Here is a 19,781-nt window from a genome sequence, read left to right on the forward strand (position 1 = left end):
GAACCGAATGGCCTAATCCACTGCGCTCACCAGCAGCGACGCTCCGAATTCCCGATCACACACCGCGTTCGCACGGAGACCGCGTGTGGACATCCCACGAACCTTTCTGCTTGCATGTCCCGCATCGCCGCCGGGGGCCGGCGAAGCAGTCGTTCGACAGCACAGTCGTTTCGGTACCTGATCAAGGAAGAAGTGGGACCACATGGCGAGCCGGGCCCGGGAACTCCTGGATCGATCACGCGTCCTGCTGGACCGTTCGCGCGTCGCCGCCGCGCAGTTCCTCACCGCGCCGCCCAAGCACCCGGGCCACGCGCCCGCGGCCGGACCGGCGTTCGTGGAGCTGACCCGGCCGGAGCCGGTGGCGGCCCCGTCCGGCGAAGGCGTGCTGGCCGAGATCTGCGCCAGCGTCGCCCTGCGTGACCTCAACCTCCTCGACCAGCTCCTCGCCCGGCTGGAGGAGCTGGAGGCGGAGGAGGAGGACCACCACCGCCTCGCCGAGCTCTACCAGCTCGACCACCTCGCGACGCGGCTGCGGCGCAACGCCGAGAACCTGCGCGTGCTCGCCGGGCAGGACACCGCCGACGACGCCGCCCGCGCGACGTCGGTGCTCGACCTGATGCGCGCGGCGATGTCCTCGATCAACCACTACGCGCGGATCACCATCGGCCGCGTGGTCAACCTCGGCGTGGTCGGCTTCGCCGCCGAGGACCTGGGCCGGGTGCTCGCGGAGCTGTTCGACAACGCCGCCAACCAGTCGTCGCCGAGCTCGCCGGTGCACGTCAGCGCGCACCTGACCGAGCAGGGCAGCGTGCTCGTCCGGATCGAGGACGAGGGCATCGGCATCCCGGCCGACCGCATCGGCGACCTCAACGCGCGCCTGGCCGCGGGTGGCGACCTCGACGACGCCTCGGCGCGGCACATGGGGCTCGCGGTCGTCGCCCGCCTGGCCGCCCGGCACGGCGTCACCGTGCGGCTCGACCGGCGCAGCCCGCACGGCACGGTGGCCACCGTGCTGCTGCCCACCGGCATCGTCACCGAGCACGCCGAGCACGCGTGGTCGGGCACGCGCACAGTCTTCGGTGCGGGGGTCCGGGTGGCGGAGCCCCCGGCGCGGGGCGGAGCCCCGGATGACACGGTCTTCGGTGCGGGGGGCCGGGTGGCGGAGCCCCCGGCGCGGGGCGGAGCCCCGGACGGCGCTGTCACCGCCGAACCGGCCACGGCCGGGAACGGCCGCGAACCGGCCACCGTCGGCGGGCTGCCGCGCCGCCGCGCGGGCACCTTCTCCCCGGGGACGCCGGAGCCGCTGGCGCCGCGCAAGCCCAGCCCGCGGCCCCGCCCGGTCGCCGAGGGGACCGTCGGCGGGACCACGGCGAACGGCCTGCCGCGCCGCGTGCCCGGCAGCATCCGCGCCGCCGCGCCGGAACCACCTCCGCCACCGCCACCGGCGGCGGACACCGCCGGGCACGAGCAGCTGCTGGCCGACCTCGGCGCGTTCGCCGACGGCGAGCAGGCCGCGCTCGCCGAGCACCGCACCCGGCAGGACGAGACGCCCGGAGGAACCGCCTCGTGAGCGACCCCCACGTGGCCACGGCGAACTTCGCGTGGCTGCTCGACGACTTCGTGCGCAAGGTCCACGGCGTCAGCCACGCGCTGATCATGAGCGTGGACGGCTTCCCGCTGACCGCCTCGGATTCGGTCGGCGAGGCCGAGGCCGAACAGCTCGCCGCGATCGCCAGCGGCCTGCTGTCGCTGGCCGGCAACAGCGCGGCGCTGTTCGGGAAGGGCACCTGCGAGCAGATCATCATCCGGCTCACCCACGGTTACTTCCTGTTCATGGGCATCGGGTCCGGGGCCGGGCTCGCGGTGCTGACCTCGGGCGAAGCGGACATGAAGGTGGTCGCCTACGAGATGACCCAGTTCATCACCAACGCCGGCCACGCGCTCACCCCCGAGGTGCGCGCCGAACTGCGCCAGGTGCTCACCGCGCGCCGCCCCGGGGTGTGATGGCCGTGCCTGAGGATGTGATGCCGATGTCCGGAAAGGACACCGCCTTGCCGCGGCGCAGCCGCCGGATCCGGGCGTACGCGCTCACCGGCGGCCGCACCGGCACCCGCCACCAGCTGCTGGTGGAGACGTTGATCTCGGTGCCGCAGTACGACCCCGCGCTGAGCGACACGCTGATGCCCGAGTCGCGTTCGCTCTACGAACGCGCCCGGGTGCGGTGCTCGGTCGCCGAGCTCTCGGTCGGGCTGGACCTGCCGCTGGGCGTGGTGCGGGTGCTGCTCGGCGACCTCGCCACCCAGGGCGCGGTGTTCGTCCACCCCACCGCGCACGCCTACCACCACGACACCAACGTGCTCGAGAGGATCCTTGATGGGCTCAAGCGGCTCCCCGCCTGAGGGCGATCTGCTGACGATCTCCGCGAAGATCGTCGTCGCCGGGGGCTTCGGTGTCGGCAAGACCACGTTCGTCGGCGCGGTGTCGGAAGTACCGCCGATGAGTAACGAGGCGTGGATGACCGAGGCGGGCGAGGGGATCGACGAGATCCCGCCCGGCGGCAAGTCGACCACGACCGTCGCGATGGACTTCGGCCGGATCACCCTGCGCCCGGACCTGCTGCTGTACCTGTTCGGCACGCCGGGGCAGGCGCGGTTCTGGTTCCTCTGGGACGACCTGAGCCGCGGCGCGCTCGGCGCGGTCGTGCTGGTCGACACCAGCCGGATCGACGAGTCGTTCGCGGCGATCAACTACTTCGAGAACGACTCGGAGCTGCCGTTCGTCGTGGCGGTCAACCAGTTCGAGGGCAAGCCGGTGCACGACCTCGACGAGGTCCGCGACGCGCTGGCCCTCGACCCGGCCGTCCCGCTGGTGACCTGCGACGCCCGGGACCGCGCGTCGACGATCGCCACCCTGACCGAGCTGGTCGGCCACACGCTGTCGCTGGCGGTGCTCTCCGGCCCGGCGGGCCGCCAGCTCGCCGCCACCGCCCCGCACGCCTGAGAAGGAGAACGAGCTCCATGCGCAAGGTCCTGGTCGTGGGCGCCGGGCAGTCCGGCCTGCAGCTGGCCCTCGGGCTGCAGGCGAAGGGCTACGACGTCACCGTGATGTCCGCGCGGACGCCGGAGGAGATCCGGAGCGGGCGGGTGATGTCGACGCAGTGCATGTTCCACGACGCGCTGCAGCACGAGCGTGACCTCGGGATCAACCTGTGGGAGGCGGAGACGGTCGACGTCGAGGGCCTCGGCATCTCGGTGGCCGCGCCGGACGGCGGCCGCGCGCTCGACTGGTTCGCCGAGCTCGACCACCCCGCCCAGTCGGTCGACCAGCGGGTGAAGATGGCCGGCTGGCTGGAGCTGTTCGAGGACCGCGGCGGCAAGCTCGTCATCCACGGCGTGATGACGTCCGAACTGGACGCGCTGGCCAAGCTCTACGACCTGGTGGTCATCTCGGCGGGCAAGGGCGAGCTGGTCCAGCTGTTCGACCGCGTGCCCGAGCGGTCGCCGTTCACGCAGCCGATGCGCGCGCTGTCGCTGGTCTACGCGCACGGGGTGGGCCGGCGGCCGGAGCACCCGGAGAAGGTGGGGGTGCGGTTCAACATCGTCCCCGGCGTCGGCGAGCTGTTCATGATCCCGGCGTACACGCTGAGCGGGAACTGCGACATCCTCTTCTTCGAGGGCGTGCCCGGCGGCCCGCTGGACTGCTTCGACGACCGCCCCGGCCCCGACGAGCACTTCCGGCGCGTGCTGGACCTGATGCGGCAGTTCGTGCCGTGGGAGTACGAGCGTTGCCGCGAAGCCGAGCTGACCGACGGGAAGGCCACCCTGGCGGGCGGGTACACGCCGGTGGTCCGCCGCCCGGTCGGCACCGTGGGCGGCGGGGCGATCGTGCTCGGCATGGCCGATGTCGTGGTGGCCAACGACCCGATCACCGGGCAGGGGTCGAACAACGCGAGCCACTGCGCGGCCACCTACCTCGACGCGATCGTGGCCCGGGGTGACCGGCCGTTCGACGCCGCGTGGATGGAAGCGACGTTCGAGCGCTACTGGGAGTACGCCCGGCACGTCACCGAATGGACGAACGCGCTGCTCCTGCCGCCGCCCCCGCACGTGCTCCAGATCCTCGGGGTGGCCGGGCAGAACCCGGCGGTGGCCCGGCGGTTCGTGAACGGGTTCATGGACCCGTCCGACTTCCAGCACTGGTTCATGGACCCCGCACTCTGGGAGAAGTACCTGGCAGAGGTCTAGATCGCCCTGTCGCGGAGGGACGATTCGGGCTACGGTGGTCACGTAGCGTGAAGGCGGACCCCGGAGGTGCTTGGCATGCGGGCGATGTGGAAGGGCTCGGTGTCCTTCGGGCTGGTCAGCATCCCGATCCAGCTGTACGCGGCCACCGAGAACAAGAACGTCTCGCTCCGGCAGGTGCACGAGGCCGACGGCGGCCGCATCCAGTACAAGCGGTTCTGCACGATCGACGGCCAGGAAGTGCCGTACGCCGAGATCGCCAAGGGCTACGAGCTGCCCGACGGCGAGATGGTCGTGATCACCGACGCGGAGATGGCCGAGCTGCCGCTGTCCACCCAGCGGACGATCGACGTGCTGGAGTTCGTGCCGCTGGAGTCGATCGACCCGATCCAGTACGACCGGACCTACTACCTGGAGCCGCAGAAGAACGCGGTGAAGCCGTACGTCGTCCTGCGGGACGCGCTGCACAAGTCGAGCCAGGTCGCGATCGCCAAGGTCGCGGTGCGGCAGCGGGAGAGCATGGCGGTGCTGCGGGTGCACGCCGACGTGCTGGTGATGACGACGATGCTGTGGCCGGACGAGGTCCGCGAGCCCGACTTCCCGTTCCTGCGCGACGACCCGCCGCAGATCCGGCCGCAGGAGCTGACCATGGCCGGGTCGCTGATCGACTCGCTGGCCGAGCCGGTGTTCGAGCCGGAGAAGTACCACGACCACTACCGCGAAGCCCTCGAGCAGATGATCGAGGCCAAGGTGGCGGGCGACGAGACGACCAAGCCGGCGGCGGTCACCGCCAAGGCCGACGTCGTCGACCTGATGGCCGCGCTGCAGGCCAGTGTGGACGCCGCGAAGAAGTCGCGGCAGGCCGCCGCGGAGTCCGCAGAGTCCGAGGAGCCCGCTGTGTCCGATGAGGACGCCAAGCCGGCGAAGAAGAAGCCGGCCGCCCGCAAGCGGGCGCCGAAGTCCGCCTGAGGCCTGCGGCCGCCCGGACGGGTGGTTGCGACGACACGCCGTGCCCCTGCCGGGCCCGGCGGCACCCCGGTTCTACTTTGGGTGTACGTCGTCCACGAGCGCGGAAAGGCGGCCGGTCATGGAGTGTGCCTCTTGTGACGCGGGGATCGACCACTGCCACGGCACGCTGGTGGTGCACCCGGAAGGCGGATTCGCCGAGTGCACCGATCCGGCCTGCGGGGACGGTGACCGCGTGCGCCACGGGCTGATCGTCGACTGCCGGGGTGTCGGCGGCGGGTGCGGCTGTGCCGCTGCGCCGCGGGAACCCTTGCTGCGCCAGGCTTCCTGAGCCTCCCGCCAGGATGGTGCCGGCCTCCCCGGCGGGTTTCCGCGCCCGCCGGGGAGGTCTGCACGGCGGCCGGACGGCGTCAAGGGCGTAACACGATCGTGTATGCAGCTGTGTACAGGGGCTGGGCGATGTGCTAACACTAACGGGGTCCTTCGGCTCTCCCTCCCCCTCGGAGCCGGAGGACACCTTCGTTTCCGGATGTGGCGCGTTTCCGGGTGTGTCCAGTGTGGAGGCCCGCGCCTCGCGGATGCGCGGCCCGGACAGGCCGAACGGCCTGGCGCGGCCGGCACTGCTGCCGACGCGCCAGGCCGTGGCGGTGTCCCGGGATCAGTACCAGTGCGCCCGGCCACCGATCCGGCGGCCGGTGCCGCCCAGGATGGCCAGTGCCACGCCGGCCACCGCGAGGATGATACCGATGGTGTACAGCACCGGGATGCCCACGATGAACCCGATGACAAGCAGAATCACACCGAGAATGATCACTTGACACACTCCTTCGCATGAGACCCGGCCCGGCTCCGTGCCGTCCGGGCGGATGCGCTCTCGACCGGAGGATGGCCAGTTTCCCGATAAACCAAACTACGGCGAATGGAGCAACCTTGAATCAGTACCGGTAGTGATCGAGCTTGTACGGCCCCTCGACGTCGACGCCGATGTACTCGGCCTGCGCTTTCGTGAGCTTGGTGAGTTTCACACCGAGTGCGTCGAGGTGCAGGCGGGCCACCTTTTCGTCGAGGTGCTTCGGCAGGCGGTGGACGTCGGTGGCGTACTCGCCCGGCTTGGTGAACAGCTCGATCTGCGCGATCGCCTGGTTGGTGAAGGAATTCGACATCACGAACGACGGGTGCCCGGTCGCGTTACCGAGGTTCATCAGCCGCCCTTCGGACAGCACGATGATCGCGTGGCCGTCCGGGAACGTCCACTCGTGCACCTGCGGCTTGATTTCCTTCTTCGCGATACCGGGCAGTTTCGCCAGCCCGGCCATGTCGATTTCGTTGTCGAAGTGCCCGACGTTGGCGACGATCGCGTTGTGCTTCATGCGGCCCATCTGGTCCGCCGAGATGATGCCGAAGTTGCCGGTGGTGGTGATGAAGATGTCGGCGTCGGCGACCACGTCGTCGAGTTCGACGACGTCGAGGCCGTCCATCGCCGCCTGCAGCGCGCAGATCGGGTCGATCTCGGTGACCGCGACGCGGGCGCCCTGGCCGCGCAGTGCCTCCACCGCGCCCTTGCCGACGTCGCCGTAGCCGCAGACGACCACGCGCTTGCCGCCGATCATGACGTCGGTGGCCCGGTTCAGTCCGTCCACAAGGGAGTGCCGGATGCCGTACTTGTTGTCGAACTTGGACTTCGTCACCGAGTCGTTGACGTTCATCGCGGGGAAGAGCAGCTCGCCGTCCTTCGCGAGCTTGTAGAGCCGCTTGACGCCGTTGGTCGTCTCCTCGGTGACGCCGCGGATCTCCTTGGCCATCCGGGTGAAGCGGTCGCCGTCGGCGGCCAGGCTCGCCCGCAGCGTCTCGAGGACGATCCGGTACTCCTCCGGGTCCTCTTCGGACGGTTGCGGCACCGCGCCCGCCGCCTCGAACTCGACTCCCTTGTGGACGAGCAGGGTGGCGTCGCCGCCGTCGTCGAGGATCATGTTCGGGGCCTGCCCGCCGGGGAAGGCGAAGAGCTGGTCGGTGCACCACCAGTACTCTTCGAGCGTCTCGCCCTTCCACGCGAACACCGAGGTGCCCGCCGGGGCGTCGACGGTGCCGTCCGGGCCGACGACGACCGCGGCGGCGGCCTCGTCCTGGGTGGAGAAGATGTTGCAGGACACCCAGCGCACCTGCGCGCCGAGCGCCACCAGCGTCTCGATGAGCACGGCGGTCTGCACGGTCATGTGCAGCGACCCGGCGATGCGGGCGCCCTTCAGTGGCCGGGCAGCGGCGTACTCGCGGCGGATCGCCATCAGGCCGGGCATCTCGTGCTCGGCGAGCCGCAGCTGGGTGCGGCCGGCCTCGGCGAGGGAAAGGTCGGCCACGGCGAAGTCGAGGCCATGGCGGGTCTGCAGTTTGTCACTCATGCTTCGATGCGCTCCGGAGTTCGTCGGCGAAACGCTCGGGAGGCGGAAGTCCCCGTGGGACAACGAAAAAGGCACCTCCCTCGCGGGAGGCGCCCTTGGAGTCGTGGTCTCGGGCCGAGCGTGGCGGAAGAGAATTCCGTCGCTGCGCCTCTCGGCCCGGGACCAGGATGGCAAAGCCGCCGTGAGGCTGTCAAGCGAGCGACCGGGCCATGAGAACGTCGTCGACGTCGGTGCCGTCGAGGCGGAATTCGCCGCGCAGCACGCCTTCGGTGACGAACCCGCAGCGCTCGTAGATCCGGCGGGCGCCGGTGTTGTGACCCAGCACGCGCAGCGTCAGCTTGCGGGCGCCCTTCCGCCGCGCCACCGCCACGGCGGCGTCCACGAGCTGCCGTCCGATGCCGAGCCGCTGCCGGTCCGGGTCGACCGCGAGCCCGCCGATGACCAGCACGTGCCGGTGGGCGGGGATGTCGAACCCGGCGGAGAGCCGGACGTACCCGGCGACCTCGCCCTCGTGCTCCGCGACGAGGAAGGTCCCGGGCTGCGCGCCCTCGCCGAAGAAGGGCGTACCAGGCTCGGGCGGGGGAGCGGGCGACACGGCCGAGGTCCAGGTGCGCGCGTCGATCCGGGCGAGCACGGTTTCGTCTTCGGCGCGGGCGAGGCGGATGGTGATCACCGGCTGAGTATCGTCCAGGCCTCTTCGAGGATTCCAGCCATTTCCCGCGGGTCGCGGTTGCCTTCGGAGCTCAGGCTCCGCAGCGTCACGGTCAGGCCCGGGCCGGTGCGCTGGCAGGTCTGGACGGAGGTCTGGTCCGGGTCCGGCGTCGATCCCGCGCGCACCGGGTCGTGGTGCACCAGGCACTGCACGTCCCCGAAGCGCACGAGTTCGGTGCTCGGCGCGGCCAGGCCCAGCGCCGCGGCGTCCTGGTACGGCGCGACGAGCCCGGGCGAAGGCGCGCGAACCGCGAGCAACTGGACCGAACGCAGGAGCTGGTCGTCCTGGTACTGCTGCACGACCGCGCCGGCGCCGCCGTAGGCCGCCGACACGCGGGCCGCGGTCTCCCGGTCGGACTTCCCGATCCGGTCGATGAGGGCCTGCCCTTTGGCCTTGTCGAGCTTCGCGACCGCGTCCTGGGCGCGGCTGAGCCCGCCCAGGTCCGCCGGCGCGGTCAGCGGCCCGCCGCTCGGGCCGTCGAGCAGGCTCAGCACCAGCCAGGGCACGCCGACCAGGACCGCGCCCGCCACGAAGCCGATCAGGCCGGTCACGGCCGGCCGGGCGAGCAGCGAGCGGGGCGGCACCGGGGTCTGCTGCCCGGGTGCCAGCGGGGAGTCCTCGGTCACCCGGCCATCGTGGCGCGGCCCGGAACCCGGCGAAAGGGGAATTCCGCCGTTGCCCTCAAAGCAGGTGCGCGCGCCGCCAGATGCCCTCCGAGCGGCCGCCGATCAGGCCCGCGTCGCGCAGGAACGGCACGATCTTCCCGGCCATCCAGCGGCGCGTCTCGTGGAAGTGCGGGTTCGCCAGCGCCGCGGCGCGGCCTTCGCGCGGGTCGATCCCGACGCTGCGGTAGATCCGGGCGTCGACCATGCTGTCGATGACGCCGAACGCGACCAGCGCGGTCCGCAGCCGGTGCCGCCGCAGTGCCGCCTTCGACAGCTTCGGCGTCTCGCGCAGCACCTCCTCCTTGGCGAACCGGACGTGCCGGGCCTCCTCGACCACGTGGATGCGGTTGACCGAGCGGATCAGCGGCTGGATGCCGTCGTCGTCCATCATCGACCGCTGCAGCCGGTCGGTGGTCTCCTCCGCGACCAGCACGCTGGCGAACATGGACGGGCCGGCGGCGGTCGCGCCGAACACCTTCGCGGCGCGGTGCACCACCTTCGGGACGCCGTAGCGCGGGACACCGAGCCGCTCGGCGGTGCGGGCGAACATCACCGAGTGCCGCGTCTCGTCGCCGATCTCGGTCATCGCGTACTGCGCGTGCTCGGTGCGCGCGTCCAGGTCGAAGACGTACCGGGCGAGCAGCTGCATCAGGACGATTTCGAACCACAGCCCGACGCTCATGATGCTGGCGATCTCGTGCTTGGACAGCTCGATCCGCTGCTCCGGCGTCAGTTTCGCCCACAGCTCGGTGCCGTAGAGGGAGAGGCGCTCGAGCGGCATGTACGCCTTGCCTTCGGCGAGCGGGGCGTCCCAGTCGACATCGACGTACGGGTCGTAGGAGTTCTTCGCGGAGCTCTTGAGCAGGCGAGCCGCGGTGACGTCCCGGTCCTGGGCCTCGACGCCCATGGCGGCCTCCGTAAAGTAGGGGGTACGCGCTGTACTAGCTACTTCGGCGAGCGTACACCGCCCGGCGGGTGGTGAGTAGGCTTTCGCCGTGACCAAGGTCGACGGACGGGCGACGCGCTGGGCGGGCCAGCAGGAACGCCGGCGCGCGGAGTTCGTCGACGCGGCACTGGCGGCGATCGCCGAGCACGGCCCGGACGTCTCGACCGAGCAGATCGCCGAGCGCGCCGGCGTCGCCCGCACCCGCCTGTACCGGCACTTCTCCGACGCGGCGGACCTCCGCCGGGCGATCGCCCAGCGGGCGGCCGAGCTGGTGACGGCGGACCTGGCGCCGCTCTGGCACCCCGAGGGCTCGCCGAACGAGATGATCTCCACGGTGATCGCGACGCACCTGCGCTGGCTGACCGAGCACGCCCACCTGCACCGCTACCTGGCCCGCGGCGTCCCGGACGGCCCCGACGTCCGCGGGGCCATCGCCCGCCACCTCAGCGGCCTGTTCACCGGCTACCTGATGGCGTTCGGGCTCGATCCGGCCCCGGCGGACACGATCGCGTTCGGCCTGGTCGGCTACGTCGAATCGGCGACGACCCGCTGGCTCGATCACCCGGGCGAGCTCAGCCTGGCCCAGCTGACGGCCCAGCTGACGGGCACGATCTGGGCGATGCTGGACCACACGCTGCGCGCGGGCGGGGTCGAACTGGACCCGGACCGGCCGTTGCCGCTTCCGGAGGGGCTTTAGTCTTCGCGCGGGAACTCGGCCCGCACACCGAGCAGCCGCACCGCGCGGGTCAGCTCGAACATCCCCAGCACCTCCTGCGCCGCCCGGTCGAGCTCGCCGGCGTCCGACGTCGGTTCCGGCAGCGTGATGCTGTGCGTGTGGGTCAGGAACGGCACGAACCGCACCTTGACCGCCACCCGCGCCGCCGGGCGGCCTTCCTCCAGGACGTCCTGGGCGACGCGTTTGGCCAGTGCCGAGACCTCGGCCGCCATCTCCGCCGGGTCGGCCAGGTCGCGCTGGAACGTCGTCTCGCGGCTGCGGGACCGGGCCACCCACGGTGTCGCGCTGACCTCGGCGTCGCTGATGCCGCCGCCCAGCAGGCGCAGCCAGGGACCGGTCTTCGGGCCGAACCGCGCCGCCAGCTCAGCCGGGTCCGAGCCGGCCAGGTCGAGGACGGTGTGGATGCCCAGTCCGGCGAGCTTCTTCGCGGTCTTGCCGCCGATGCCCCACAACGCGTCGGTCGGGCGGTCCGCCATCACCGCCCACCAGTTCTCCCGCGTCAGCCGGAAGATCCCGCCCGGCTTGCCGAACCCGGTGGCGAGCTTGGCCCGCAGCTTGTTGTCGCCGATCCCGACCGCGCACGACAGCCCCGTCTCGCGCGCCACCGCCTCCTTGATCGCGACGGCCAGCGCTTCGGGGTCGTCCGCCTCCGCGCCGGCGAAGGCCTCGTCCCAGCCCAGCACCTCGACCACCACCGGCAGCTCGCGCACCGCGGCCATCACGCGCGCCGACACCTCGAGGTAGGCGTCCGGGTCGCTGGGCAGGAAGACGGCGTCCGGGCAGCGCTTGGCGGCGACGCGCAGCGGCATGCCGGACTGGACACCGAACTCGCGGGCCTCGTAGGACGCCGTCGCCACGACGGCGCGCTCGGTGGGGTCGCCGTTGCCGCCGACCACGACGGGCTTTCCGCGCAGCTCCGGGTGGCGGGCGATCTCGACCGCGGCGATGAACTGGTCGAGGTCGACGTGCAGGACCCACTTCACCAGCTCAGTCTGCCTCAGATCTTGTGCCGCGCCACGTGTGTCCAGACGGTGCCGGTGAGCGCGAGGATCCCGCAGAGCGTCACGCCGGGATCGGGCAGGACAAGCCCGAGGACCAGCAGTGTCACGGCGGTGATGTCGAAGAAGATCAGGAGGGTGCTGCGGAGCGCGCGCGACTTCGGGCGACGGCCGTCGCGCAGCGCGGCAGCCAGTTCCGGGTCGCTGAGCTCGAGACTGCGCTCGATCTTCTCCAGCTCCGTGCGGTCGTGGTGACTGAGCATCGGGCCTCCTTCGGCGCCGAACCCGCCGTATCGCCGTAGCGAATACCCAATCGTCCTCCGAACGAACCGCCGAACGCCTTCCGATTTCGTGCTTTTCTCTGGTCCGTCCGGGTGATCCGCGCTCCGTGACCGGGTTCGGCCACGTTAAGTTGCCCTCGAACGTGGCCGGTCACGGCCGGACGGTGGGTGGGGGCGGCCGGAGGGCCACGTCCTGTCGTCGCGCCGGTGCCCGGTCAGGCCCTTCAAGCAGCCGGAGGACTTGATGACCCTGCCCACCGAACCGATCGGCAGCATCCCGCGCCCCGCCTACCTCGTCGAGGGGCTCGGTGACTTCGCGGCCGGCCGGATCGACGCCGCCGCGCTCGCCGAGCTCGAGAGCCGGGCACTGGCCGACACGATCCGCCGGTTCGAGGAGACCGGCTCCCCGGTGCTGACCGACGGGGAACAGGGCAAGCCGAGCTTCGCGACGTACCCGCTGGCCGGGCTGGACGCGCTCGCGCCCGACGGCGTCGTCATCCCGTTCGCCGACGGCCACACCCGGCAGCTGCCGCGGCTCACCGCGGGACCGTTCCGCTACGCGACGCACGCCGGCTCCTACCTCACGCGGGCGAAGGCGCTGACCGACCGCCCGGTCAAGCAGGCGGTGATCGCCGCGTCCGCGCTCTCGCTGATCTACCCGGGCGACGGCATCGAGGGCTACTCGCAGGAGCAGTTCGTCGCCGACCTGGTGAACGAGGCCGAGGCCGACATCCGGGGCAGCCTCGACGCGGGCGCGGACAGCGTGCAGATCGACTTCACCGAGGGACGGCTGTCGCTGAAGCTCGACCCGTCCGGCGGCCTGCTGCGGCAGTTCGTCGAGCTCAACAACGCCGTGCTCGACCGGTTCACCGCCGAGGAACGCGCGAAGATCGGCGTCCACACCTGTCCGGGCGGCGACCAGGACTCGGTGCACAGCCTCGACGTCGACTACGCGGGGCTGCTGCCGGCGTTGTTCGACCTCAAGGCCGGCCGGTTCTTCGTCCAGCTGGCGAGTGAAGCCGAGCCGGAGCGCGCGCTGCGGGTGATCGCCGACAACCTGAAGGCGGACCAGCGGGTGTTCGTCGGCGTCACCGACCCGATCGACCCGCGCGTGGAGACCGCGGAGGAGGTCAGGGACCGGGTCCTGACCGCGGCGAAGTACGTACCGGCCGAGCGGCTGGGCACCTGCGACGACTGCGGGTTCTCGCCGTTCGCCGACGACACGTCGACCTCGCGCGACATCGCGTTCGCGAAGATCGCGGCCCGCGTCGAGGGCACGCGGCTGGCGTCGGAGCAGCTCGGCTGAGGGTCGCTCCCGGGCTCACGCCGTTTCGGCGGCGACCTTCAGCCCGAGGGCGACGAGCACGGTACCCAGGACGGCGTCGAGACCCCGGCGCACGCGGCCGGCGCTGAAGAACTTCTTCAGCGCCCCGACCACGACGGCGAGGGTGACGAACCACAGGACCGTGCCGGCGGTGGCGATCGCGGCCAGTTCGAGCGTCTGCAGGGTGGAGCCGTCGGCGGGCAGGAACTGGGGCAGCAGGGCCAGGAAGTACACGGCGACCTTGGGGTTGAGCAGGTTCGTCACCAGCCCCTGCCGGAAGGCGGCCCCGGCGGTGAGCTGCCGCGCCTCGGTGGCCGCCGCGAGATCCCGGTACTCGCCGCGCCGCACGGCCAGCCACGCCTTGACACCGAGGAAGACGAGGTAGGCGGCCCCGGCCAGCTTGACGACGGTGAAGGCGACCGCGGAAGCGGTGAGCACGGCGGCCACCCCGAGGGCGATCGCGACCACCCAGGCGAAGACACCGAGCGCGATCCCGGCCCCGGCGGCGATCCCGGCCCGCCGGCCACCGGTGAGAGAGGAGCGCGTCACGACGACGAAGTCGGGCCCGGGCGACATCGCCCCGAGCACGACGACCAGGAGGAAGGAAGCGGCGGTGGCACCGGGGATCATGGCCCGAGAATACGACCTGTCCGCCACCGGTTTTCGGAGAAACTGCCGTGAAAGTTCGAATTTGAACCTCGTGTAGGGTCGATCTTGTGGGTGACTCCAGGGGCGACGGCATGACGGCTGAGGTGCGGACACGGGTGCGGATCCCGCTGCGGCTCGACGGCGGCGTCGCGGTCGACGCCGAAGCCGTCACCTTCCGGGGCCTGGCCGACGGCGGGGAGCACCTGGCGTTCGTCCTGGGCACGCCCGGTGACGTGCCGCTGGTGCGGCCGCACTCGGAATGCCTCACCGGCGACGTCTTCGGGTCGGCGCGCTGCGACTGCGGCCCGCAGCTGGCCGAGGCTGTCTCGCGGATCTCCGAGACCGGCGGGTACCTGCTGTACCTGCGCCAGGAGGGCCGGGGGATCGGGCTGTACAACAAGCTCGACGCCTACGCCCTGCAGGACGGCGGCCTCGACACCTACGCCGCGAACGCCGCGCTCGGCCTGCCCGAGGACGCCCGCGACTACACGGTCGCCGCGCAGATGCTGGGTGCGCTCGGGGTGGCTCGGGTGGACCTGCTGTCGAACAACCCCGACAAGGCGACGCAGCTGCGCGCGGCCGGGATCGCGGTGCGCGACCGGGTGCCGACCGGCGTGTTCGCGACGGAGAGCAACGTCCGGTACCTGCGGGCCAAGGTCGAGCAGACCGGGCACACGCTGAGCCTGCCCGGGCTGGCCAGCTGAGCGGCGCCGGCCCGGGTCAGGTCGCGTGCCGGAGGGTCGGTAGGCGTACCTCGAGAGTCGGCCGGTGTACCTGGAAGGTCGGGTTGCCCTGGACGGTCAGGTGAGGCGCTGGGCCGCCGCGGCCGCCGGGCTCGTGGTCAGTTTCTCCAGGAGCCCGATCAGCGTCGTCTGCTCCGCCGGGGTCAGTGCCGCCACCCAGGCCCGCTCGCGCGTGTTGTGCTCCTGGTAGGCGTCGGTCACCGCGGTGTGGCCCGCTTCGGTCAGCGCCAGCCGCACCGCGCGGCGGTCGTGGGGGACTGCGGTGCGCGTCACCAGGCCGTCCCGCTCCAGGGTCTTGACCAGTGCCGACACCGCCGCCCGGCTCATCCCCGCCAGGCGGGCCACGTGGCGGGACTCGAGCGGGCCGGCCAGCCACAGCACGAACAGCACCCGGAAGCCGCCCCAGCTCCAGCCGCGGGGGCGGTGGACCGTCGACTCCCAGTCGTAGACCAGCGCGCCGGCCAGGCGGTGCAGCGTCAGGCCGAGGCGCATCGCCACCGGGTCGGTCGCGGGCAGCTCGGCCTGCGTCTTCCCGATCGCGTAGTCGACGAACGAGAGGTAGTCGAGGTCGGCCGGTCGGTCGGTCATGCGGCCCAGGTTAGGGGCAACGGGGTTCCCCGCGGCGGTCCGGCGGATTAGCCTGGCTCGATAGTCAATCCTTTGACGATCAAGGAGCGCTCGCCGTGACGAAGAAAGCCTTCGCCTCTTCGGCCGACCTGGCGGAGAAAGCGCAGACCCTGGAAGTGCTCGCGGACGGCGTCTACGCGCTGACCGCCGAGGGCGACCCGAACATCGGCGCGATCGAAGGCGAGGACTTCCTCGTCTGCTTCGAAGCGCTGGCCACGCCCGTCGCGGCCGGGGAGTGGCTCGCGAAACTGCGCGAGCACACCGACAAGCCCGTGCGGTACCTGGTGCTCAGCCACTACCACGCCGTGCGGGTGCTGGGCGCGTCCGCGTTCGACGCCGACGTCATCGTCGCGCACGAGAACACCCGCGCCCTGGTCGCCGAGCGCGGCAAGGAGGACTGGGAAAGCGAGTTCGGCCGGATGCCGCGGCTGGCGAAGGGCGCCGAATCGGTGCCCGGGCTGACCTGGCCGACGCTGACCTTCTCCGACCGGCTCACGATCGACCTCGGCGGCGACCGCGGCGACCTCGTCCTGCAGTACTGCGGGCGCGGCCACACCGAGGGCGACATCGTCGCCTGGCTGCCCCGCGAAAAGATCCTCTACGCCGGCGACCTCGTGGAAGCCGAAGCCGCGCTGTACACCGGCGACGCCTTCCACCGCGACTGGGCTTCGTCCACTTTGGACCGGGTCGCCGCGTTCGGGGCCGAGACCCTGGTCGGCGGCCGCGGCGGGGTGAGCCGCGGGGCGGCGGCGGTCGACGCCGCCATCGCGCAGACCCGGCACTTCCTCGACACGATGATCCGCGAGGTCGGCGCGGTCCGCGACGCCGGCGGCACGCTCAAGGAGGCCTTCGAGCGGACGCACGTCGCGCTGAACGACCGGTACGGGCACTGGCCGATCTTCGAGCACTGCCTGCCCTTCGACGTCTCGCGGCTGTGGGACGAGCTGGGCGGCATCGAACGGCCGGTGGTGTGGACGGCCGAACGGGACCGCGAAGTCTGGGACCGGCTCCAAGGATGACGGTCGTCGTTCTCGGCAGCGGCCCGGTCGGCCAGACGGCCGCGCTGCTGCTCGCGCGCCGCGGCGTGCCGGTGGTGCTCGTCGACGAGCACGAGCGGCGCGATCCCGTGGGCTCCAGGGCCATCTGCCAGCAGCGGGACACCCTGGACGTCTGGGCGTGGCTCGGCGCCGGCTGCCTCGCCGAAGAGGGCCTGACCTGGACGACCGCGCGGACGTTCCACCGCGACCGCGAGCTGTTCGCCCTCCGGCTGCCGGACGCGGGATCCGCGCTCCCGCCGTTCGTCAACCTCTCCCAGGCCCGCGTCGAGGAGGTCCTCGACGAGCTGATCGCGCGGCAGCCGCTGATCGACGTCCGCCGCGGCCACCGCGTCACCGGGCTGACCCAGCCGGGCCGAGTGGTGGTCGAGTGCGACACCGCGGCCGGGCCGCGCCGGATCGAAGCGGACTACGCGATCGCGTGCACCGGCGCCCACGGCGACGTGGTGCGGCGCGCGGTGGGGGAGCAGCTGGCCGGCGTCTCGTTCGCCGATCTCTTCCTGATCTGCGACATCCGCGCCGACCTCCCCGGCTGGGCCGCCGAGCGGCGGTTCTTCTTCGACCCGCCGTGGAACCCCGGCCGCCAGGTGCTGATCCACCCGTGCCCGGGCGCGCAGTTCCGGATCGACTGGCAGGTGCCCGACGACTACGACCTCGCCGCCGAGGAAACCGGCGGGGCCCTCGACCGCCGGATCCGGGCGATCATCGGCGACCGGCCGTACGAGGTGGTGTGGCGGTCGGTCTACCGCTTCCACACCCGGCTCGTCCGCCGGATGCGCGCCGGCCGCGTGCTGCTGGCCGGCGACTGCGCGCACCTGGTCGCGCCGTTCGGGGCCCGCGGGCTGAACTCGGGGATCGCGGACGCGGAGAACGCCGCCTGGAAGCTGGCGTCCGTGCTGCGCGGAGAAGCCGGCGAGGGGCTGCTGGACAGCTACCACGCCGAGCGGTACGCGGCCGCCGTCGAGAACGCCGAGGTGACGACAGCGACGATGGACTTCCTGGTCCCGCGGGACGACAAGCAGCGACGGCACCGGGCCGAGGTGCTGGCCAGGGCCGCGCGGGACCCCGCCGCGCACGCGGAAGTCGACTCGGGGCGGCTGGCCGAGCCGTTCTGGTACGCCGGATCGCCGCTGACCACCCCGGACCCCGCCCGCCCGTTCGCCGGCCGCCCGCCGCGCGGGGCGCTGCCGCCGCCCGGCCCCGGCATCCTGCTGCCGGACGTCACGGTCGCGGGCGGCCGGCTGCGTGACCTGGCGCGGGCGGGGTTCCTGCTGCTGACGACGCCGGGCGTGCCCGCGGCGGGCCTGCGGTCGGTGGAGATCCCGGTGGGCGGGGCGCTCGGCGCGCGTCCGGGCGAAGCGTGGCTGGTCCGCCCGGACGCGTACGTCGCGGCGGTACTCCGCGATACCGCGGCGATCGGCCCGGCGCTGCGGCGCGCCACCGGCGGCTGACCGGCCACAGTGGACGGAGCAGGCTACCGCACCCCGGTCGAGCCGCGGATCACCAGCGTCGTCGGGACGATCAGCGGTTCGTCCGGGGCCGGCGCGCCGGCCAGGCGGTCCAGCAGCAGCGTGGCCGCCGTCTCGCCCATCTGCCGCAGCGGCTGGTGGATCGTGGTGAGCGGGGGCTGGGTGTGCGCGGCGAGGGGGATGTCGTCGAAGCCGACCACGGCGACGTCGTCCGGCACCCTGCGGCCGGACCTGCGCAGGCCGGTCAGCACCCCCGCCGCGGTGAGGTCGTTGTGCGCGAAGACCGCGTCGAACTCCGGGCCCGTTTCGAGGAGCTGGAGGATCGCCGCCTCGCCGCTTTCGCTCGTGAAGTCGCCTTCGATGATGAGCCGCGGGTCGAGGGTCAGGCCCGCGTCGAGGACGACCTCGTTGAAGCCGTTGAGGCGGTCGGCGGTGCAGCCGAAGTCGTGCGGCCCGGTGACGGTGGCGAGCCGGGTGCGGCCGGTGTGCAGGAGGTGCCGGGCCGCGGCCGCGCCGCCGTGGCGGTTGTCCGTGCCCACCGACGGGAACGCCGGGCGGCGGCCGCGGTCGTCGATCACCACGACCGGCAGCCCCGAGTCGTGCAGCACGCGCAGGTGTCGCACGGCCTCCGGCGGTTCCACCAGCAGGAGGCCGTCGAACGCCTTGGCCGACACCTGCCGCGAGAACTCGCCGAGGGAGTCGGCGCCGCGGTTGGTGGTGGACAGCAGCAGGCCGTAGCCCTTCGACTCCACGACGTCGGCGACGCCCTGCAGCACCTCGCCCATCCACGGCCAGGTCAGGCCGGGCACGAGCATCCCGACCGTGCGCGTCACCCCGCGGGCCAGCCCGACCGCGCCGGCACTGGGGATGTAGCCGGTCGCGGCGATCACCTCGCGCACCCGGATCGCGGTCGCCGCGTCGACGTCGGCCTTGTTGTTGAGCACCCGCGACACGGTCGTCTTGCTCACCCGCGCGCGGCGGGCGACCTCGGCGATCGTGACGCGCATCCGTCCTCCCGAGCGGGGGTGCCAGGCCCTGTGGTGTCAAGGTACTCGCCCGCGGGGCCGCCGCGACCGGTCCGAGATCGATCAAGTGCGGACGACAACGGGGTCGCCGGGCCGCCGGTGCGCTCTTCGGTCCGATGTGGACAATGGCCGGGTATAACGCCCTATACCCGTCGGCGGGGCAGCGCGGGCGGCGTGGTGAGATGACAACGTGATCACCGACCCGTGGGTGCTGCTCCTGCTCGTGCTGGCCGGGGTCGGGGCGGGCCTGACCGGGGCGACCGCCGGGCTCGCGTCGCTGGTGTCGTACCCGGCCCTGCTCGCGGCCGGCCTGCCGCCGGTGACCGCCAACGTCACCAATACCGTCGCCATGCTGGGCACCACCGTGGGCGCCGCGGCCGGGGCGCGCCCCGAACTGGCCGGGCAGCGGCGCCGGCTCGTCCCGCTGTGCGCCATCACCACCGTCGGCGGCGCGTGCGGCGGCTTCGTGCTGCTGCTGACGCCGTCCGACGCGTTCACCGTCATCGTGCCGTGGCTGATCGGCGGGGCGTCGCTGGTCCTGATGGCCGGGCCCCGGCTGCGCCGGCTGGCCGAAGGCGCCGAGCACCACGGCCTGAGCCCGGCGACCGGTGTGGTCGCGTTCCTGATCGGCGTCTACGGCGGCTACTTCGGCGCCGCCGCGGGCGTGCTCATGCTCGCGCTGCTGGTCACGGTGTGGAGCCAGCCGCTGGCCCGCACGAACGCGGCGAAGAACCTGGTCACCGGCTCGGCGAACCTGCTCGCCGCGATCGTCTTCTCGGTCACCGGGAAGGTCGTGTGGCCGGCCGCGCTCGCCGTCTGCCTCGGCTCGCTCGGCGGGTCGTGGCTGGGGTCCGCGCTCGTGCGGCGGCTGCCGGCGACGCCGTTGCGCGTCGGGATCGGTTTGGGCGGACTGGGCCTGGCGGTCGTCCTCGGCCTGCGGGCATGATCG

General features: G+C 72.3%; 23 protein-coding genes. 13 read left to right on the forward strand and 10 right to left on the reverse strand.

Translation table 11 applies throughout. From position 1 onward, the window contains the following. Positions 1–202: 202 nt before the first annotated feature. The 7 genes from I4Q55_RS20650 to I4Q55_RS49275 all read left to right on the forward strand — a co-directional run bounded on the left by I4Q55_RS20650 (position 203) and on the right by I4Q55_RS49275 (position 5,538). Positions 203–1,570 carry a sensor histidine kinase KdpD gene (locus tag I4Q55_RS20650; protein ID WP_206789808.1) on the forward strand — a complete coding sequence of 456 codons (1,368 nt, stop codon included), beginning with the start codon at positions 203–205 and terminating at the stop codon, positions 1,568–1,570. Further along, positions 1,567–2,004, forward strand: coding sequence for a roadblock/LC7 domain-containing protein (locus I4Q55_RS20655; protein ID WP_206789810.1), 438 nt, complete (start codon positions 1,567–1,569; stop codon positions 2,002–2,004). Before I4Q55_RS20650 ends, I4Q55_RS20655 begins: the two co-directional genes overlap by 4 nt. 26 nt (positions 2,005–2,030) lie before the next feature. Continuing rightward, a complete protein-coding gene (locus I4Q55_RS20660) occupies positions 2,031–2,399 on the forward strand; it encodes a DUF742 domain-containing protein (RefSeq protein WP_206789812.1) in 369 nt (122 codons plus the stop codon). Then, entirely contained in the window at positions 2,374–3,000 is a 627-nt protein-coding gene (locus tag I4Q55_RS20665) for an ATP/GTP-binding protein (protein ID WP_206789814.1), read from the forward strand. The genes I4Q55_RS20660 and I4Q55_RS20665 overlap by 26 nt, the downstream gene beginning before the upstream one ends. Positions 3,001–3,017: 17 nt before the next feature. Continuing rightward, on the forward strand, positions 3,018–4,244 hold the full coding sequence (locus tag I4Q55_RS20670) for a styrene monooxygenase/indole monooxygenase family protein (protein WP_206789817.1): 1,227 nt from the start codon (positions 3,018–3,020) through the stop codon (positions 4,242–4,244). Between the two features lie 75 nt (positions 4,245–4,319). Next, entirely contained in the window at positions 4,320–5,210 is an 891-nt protein-coding gene (locus I4Q55_RS20675) for a Ku protein (protein WP_206789818.1), read from the forward strand. 118 nt (positions 5,211–5,328) lie between these two features. Then, positions 5,329–5,538, forward strand: a complete 210-nt coding sequence (locus I4Q55_RS49275; RefSeq protein ID WP_242546369.1) for a hypothetical protein — start codon at positions 5,329–5,331, stop codon at positions 5,536–5,538. 327 nt (positions 5,539–5,865) lie between these two features. Here I4Q55_RS49275 and I4Q55_RS20680 read toward each other — a convergent pair whose 3' ends face one another. The 5 genes from I4Q55_RS20680 to I4Q55_RS20700 form a co-directional block, all read right to left on the reverse strand. Further along, positions 5,866–6,006: a hypothetical protein gene (locus I4Q55_RS20680; RefSeq protein WP_162472556.1), complete on the reverse strand. Its 141-nt coding sequence runs from the start codon at positions 6,004–6,006 to the stop codon at positions 5,866–5,868. Positions 6,007–6,142: 136 nt separating this feature from the next. Further along, on the reverse strand, positions 6,143–7,603 hold the full coding sequence (gene ahcY, locus I4Q55_RS20685; protein ID WP_206789819.1) for an adenosylhomocysteinase: 1,461 nt from the start codon (positions 7,601–7,603) through the stop codon (positions 6,143–6,145). 190 nt (positions 7,604–7,793) lie between these two features. Next, a complete protein-coding gene (locus tag I4Q55_RS20690; protein WP_206789820.1) occupies positions 7,794–8,276 on the reverse strand; it encodes a GNAT family N-acetyltransferase in 483 nt (160 codons plus the stop codon). After that, the gene (locus I4Q55_RS20695; protein ID WP_206789821.1) at positions 8,273–8,941 is read right to left on the reverse strand and encodes a hypothetical protein; all 669 of its coding nucleotides are present in this window, start codon (positions 8,939–8,941) and stop codon (positions 8,273–8,275) included. The genes I4Q55_RS20690 and I4Q55_RS20695 overlap by 4 nt, the downstream gene beginning before the upstream one ends. A gap of 55 nt (positions 8,942–8,996) precedes the next feature. After that, positions 8,997–9,887 (reverse strand): diiron oxygenase, encoded by an 891-nt coding sequence (locus I4Q55_RS20700; RefSeq protein WP_206789822.1) that lies wholly within the window; start codon positions 9,885–9,887, stop codon positions 8,997–8,999. Between the two features lie 88 nt (positions 9,888–9,975). Between I4Q55_RS20700 and I4Q55_RS20705 the strand changes: the two genes are divergently transcribed. Next, positions 9,976–10,623, forward strand: a complete 648-nt coding sequence (locus I4Q55_RS20705) for a TetR/AcrR family transcriptional regulator (RefSeq protein ID WP_206789823.1) — start codon at positions 9,976–9,978, stop codon at positions 10,621–10,623. On the opposite strand, the gene I4Q55_RS20710 is transcribed toward I4Q55_RS20705, so the two are convergent. Both I4Q55_RS20710 and I4Q55_RS20715 read right to left on the reverse strand, forming a co-directional pair. Further along, the gene (locus I4Q55_RS20710; protein WP_206789824.1) at positions 10,620–11,645 is read right to left on the reverse strand and encodes a DNA polymerase IV; all 1,026 of its coding nucleotides are present in this window, start codon (positions 11,643–11,645) and stop codon (positions 10,620–10,622) included. The genes I4Q55_RS20705 and I4Q55_RS20710 overlap by 4 nt on opposite strands. Positions 11,646–11,659: 14 nt before the next feature. Continuing rightward, complete coding sequence (locus tag I4Q55_RS20715) at positions 11,660–11,923, reverse strand: DUF3040 domain-containing protein (protein ID WP_206789825.1); 264 nt, start codon at positions 11,921–11,923, stop codon at positions 11,660–11,662. 262 nt (positions 11,924–12,185) lie between these two features. Here I4Q55_RS20715 and I4Q55_RS20720 point away from each other — a divergent pair, with 262 nt between their 5' ends. Further along, complete coding sequence (locus tag I4Q55_RS20720) at positions 12,186–13,247, forward strand: cobalamin-independent methionine synthase II family protein (protein ID WP_206789827.1); 1,062 nt, start codon at positions 12,186–12,188, stop codon at positions 13,245–13,247. Positions 13,248–13,262: 15 nt separating this feature from the next. Here I4Q55_RS20720 and I4Q55_RS20725 read toward each other — a convergent pair whose 3' ends face one another. Beyond that, a complete protein-coding gene (locus tag I4Q55_RS20725; protein WP_206789829.1) occupies positions 13,263–13,895 on the reverse strand; it encodes a LysE family translocator in 633 nt (210 codons plus the stop codon). Positions 13,896–14,005: 110 nt separating this feature from the next. Here I4Q55_RS20725 and ribA point away from each other — a divergent pair, with 110 nt between their 5' ends. Then, a complete protein-coding gene (gene ribA / locus I4Q55_RS20730; protein WP_206789939.1) occupies positions 14,006–14,617 on the forward strand; it encodes a GTP cyclohydrolase II in 612 nt (203 codons plus the stop codon). 96 nt (positions 14,618–14,713) lie between these two features. Here the strand turns inward: ribA and I4Q55_RS20735 are convergent, their stop codons facing one another. Further along, a complete protein-coding gene (locus I4Q55_RS20735) occupies positions 14,714–15,244 on the reverse strand; it encodes a MarR family winged helix-turn-helix transcriptional regulator (RefSeq protein WP_206789830.1) in 531 nt (176 codons plus the stop codon). Between the two features lie 95 nt (positions 15,245–15,339). Here I4Q55_RS20735 and I4Q55_RS20740 point away from each other — a divergent pair, with 95 nt between their 5' ends. Both I4Q55_RS20740 and I4Q55_RS20745 read left to right on the forward strand, forming a co-directional pair. Beyond that, positions 15,340–16,302: an MBL fold metallo-hydrolase gene (locus tag I4Q55_RS20740; RefSeq protein WP_206789831.1), complete on the forward strand. Its 963-nt coding sequence runs from the start codon at positions 15,340–15,342 to the stop codon at positions 16,300–16,302. Beyond that, positions 16,299–17,789, forward strand: a complete 1,491-nt coding sequence (locus tag I4Q55_RS20745; protein WP_206789832.1) for an FAD-dependent monooxygenase — start codon at positions 16,299–16,301, stop codon at positions 17,787–17,789. The genes I4Q55_RS20740 and I4Q55_RS20745 overlap by 4 nt, the downstream gene beginning before the upstream one ends. 23 nt (positions 17,790–17,812) lie before the next feature. Here I4Q55_RS20745 and I4Q55_RS20750 read toward each other — a convergent pair whose 3' ends face one another. Next, positions 17,813–18,814, reverse strand: a complete 1,002-nt coding sequence (locus I4Q55_RS20750) for a LacI family DNA-binding transcriptional regulator (RefSeq protein WP_206789833.1) — start codon at positions 18,812–18,814, stop codon at positions 17,813–17,815. A 208-nt stretch (positions 18,815–19,022) separates the two neighbouring features. Here I4Q55_RS20750 and I4Q55_RS20755 point away from each other — a divergent pair, with 208 nt between their 5' ends. Next, entirely contained in the window at positions 19,023–19,778 is a 756-nt protein-coding gene (locus I4Q55_RS20755) for a sulfite exporter TauE/SafE family protein (RefSeq protein ID WP_206789834.1), read from the forward strand. Positions 19,779–19,781 lie beyond the last annotated feature (3 nt).

Source organism: Amycolatopsis sp. MtRt-6 (assembly GCF_017308975.1).
In the GTDB taxonomy this organism is placed as follows: Bacteria; Actinomycetota; Actinomycetes; order Mycobacteriales; family Pseudonocardiaceae; genus Amycolatopsis.